Source organism: Oleiphilus sp. HI0123 (assembly GCF_001635315.1).
On the sequence record NZ_LWGE01000315.1, the window covers coordinates 1 to 503 of the forward strand.

Genomic DNA, 503 nt, shown 5'->3' on the forward strand with positions numbered 1-503 from the left:
CGGAAAGTTTGGCCAGATAAATTGGTAAGCAAAGCCCGTCAGGGACATCTGGGCTACAGCAAAGGTAATCACGTACAAAACGTAGAACAGGTAAGCACTATCTCTAAGTCGCAAAAAAAGAAAGAAGTTATACAAAGCCATCACCAGAACGATGCCATAGTACAAACCGTGCTCGGCAAAGCGATATTGGTCAGCCTCAAAATAGCTTTTCTCTGGCCAAAGCGTAGCAGGCAACTGAATGGAACTTGAAGAGCGAACTTTCAAGTAAACATGCTGTGCTTCATCAGCGCCATCGATTGGAAATAGAAATGCTCGATGTTGAATAGGACGCTCAGAGAAAACAAAGTGATCACCTGTACGGACAAATTCAACGACTTCACCTCCTTTAACCCGATAAAACTCGATTTCATCTAGCAAAGCATAATTGATTTCCAACAACCAGGCGTGGTCATTCCCTGGCACCACAAAGCGGAACCAGTAGGTATCATGCGAAAAACCAAATG

Annotated in this window: 1 protein-coding gene; it reads right to left on the minus strand. The window is 43.9% G+C overall.

Annotation, left to right across the window (positions count from 1 at the left end; genetic code table 11):
• A partial coding sequence (locus tag A3761_RS03015; protein ID WP_304439575.1) for a 7TM-DISM domain-containing protein occupies nucleotides 1-503 on the minus strand: 503 nt, incomplete at both ends.